Here is a 1,536-nt window from a genome sequence, read left to right as displayed (position 1 = left end):
CATAAAAAACTATATGATTGCTTCGCAATCTCTGCCATGACGGAAAGGTAGCTCGTCCAGTATAATGAAGATAGGTAATACAAATCCGTACGTTTAATGGGTTTTGCCGAACCTGTATAAAAAACTGGATGAGCTTCTTATCACGAGCGATCAGCCGATTACGTCTTAGAACGTGGAAATAAAATTTCTATTTTTCATAAGGAGCTCCATTACCTACACTTTATTCGATGGAGGGATTCTAAATGGAAATCATGGTAGAAACATGTTGTGGCATCGATGTCCATCAAAAAACCATTGTCTGTTGTATTCTGGATGGTCCCTTAGATACGAATCGGCCTAAAAAGTATGAAAGAACGTTTGGTACTCGCACCCATGAGTTACGTCAAGCACTTGACTGGTTGAATAATCATGAAGTAACGGATGTCTTTATGGAAAGCACCGGACAATATTGGTTACCTGTGTTCAATATTTTTTCCGAAGCTCCGTTTCATATTACACTTGCCAATCCTCAACATATTAAGAATGTTCCTGGACGAAAAACGGATACGAAAGATGCCGAATGGATTGCCCAGTTGGGTCGTTGTGGTCTTATTCAGGCTTCATATATTCCCGACTTCAAAGTGATGGAATTGCGATTACTGACGAGGCGCAGACAGTCCTACATGCAAAAACGAACGCAGGCCAAAAACGAACTACACAATGTGCTTCAACGATCCAATATTAAACTCACTGGCTACTTGTCGGATATTTTTTCAAAGACAGGACAAGCCTTACTCCGACTATTTATTGACGGAGAAGTAGTAAGCATCGAACGGATAGAGGCATGTAGACATGGACGTGTGAAAGCGTCTGCGCAGGATTTATTGACCGCGATGGATGGGAAACTAAGTAGGATCAATCGTCGATTATTGGAAGATTCTTTCGAGGAATATCATTTTTATTCACGAAAGATCAAGCAGATAGAGGAAGACATTGAACGTCATATTTTGGAGTACTTTCCGGAAGAGTACGCGCTGCTGATGGAAATACCTGGTGTGAAACAACAGAGTGCCGCTGTTATTTTAGGAGAAATTGGCCCAAATGTAGAGGCCTTTCTAACAGTTGGACATTTAGCTTCTTGGGCAGGGGTTTCTCCAGGGTCTAATGAAAGCGCAGGGAAGAAAAAAAGTTCACGCACCACTCAAGGGAATAAATATTTGAAGACCGCACTGTATGCAAGTGGTGGGATGGCCGGTCGTTCTAAGGATCCAGCCTTTAGTTCACTCTATTATCGTATTTCTGCTCGGGGATCGAAGATGAAAGCCGTGGTCGCCTGCGGTCATAAATTATTGAGGGTTATTTATAAAGTATTATCGGAACGAGTGCATTACAACAAAGAAAAAGCCCTAGGATCGCGGCAACTAAAATGTACCCTATAAGATAGACACTTTGAAAAAAGTCTATCCTATAGGGTACTTTTGTTTATAATGAATAAAAAGATGTGGGAGCGGATGAATGTGACTGAACGATTGTTTACCTTAAAAGAACAAGCACGCT

Annotated in this window: 1 protein-coding gene; it reads left to right on the top strand. The window is 41.3% G+C overall.

Going from position 1 to position 1,536, the window contains the following annotated elements; all coding sequences use genetic code 11:
* Window positions 1-242: 242 nt before the first annotated feature.
* On the top strand, window positions 243-1,418 hold the full coding sequence (locus CSV73_RS16220) for an IS110 family RNA-guided transposase (protein WP_085132958.1): 1,176 nt from the start codon (window positions 243-245) through the stop codon (window positions 1,416-1,418).
* Window positions 1,419-1,536 lie beyond the last annotated feature (118 nt).

The sequence above is a fragment of the Sporosarcina sp. P1 genome (assembly GCF_002743155.1).
In the GTDB taxonomy this organism is placed as follows: Bacteria; Bacillota; Bacilli; order Bacillales_A; family Planococcaceae; genus Sporosarcina; species Sporosarcina ureae_B.
This window is presented reverse-complemented; position numbering and strand designations above follow the sequence as displayed.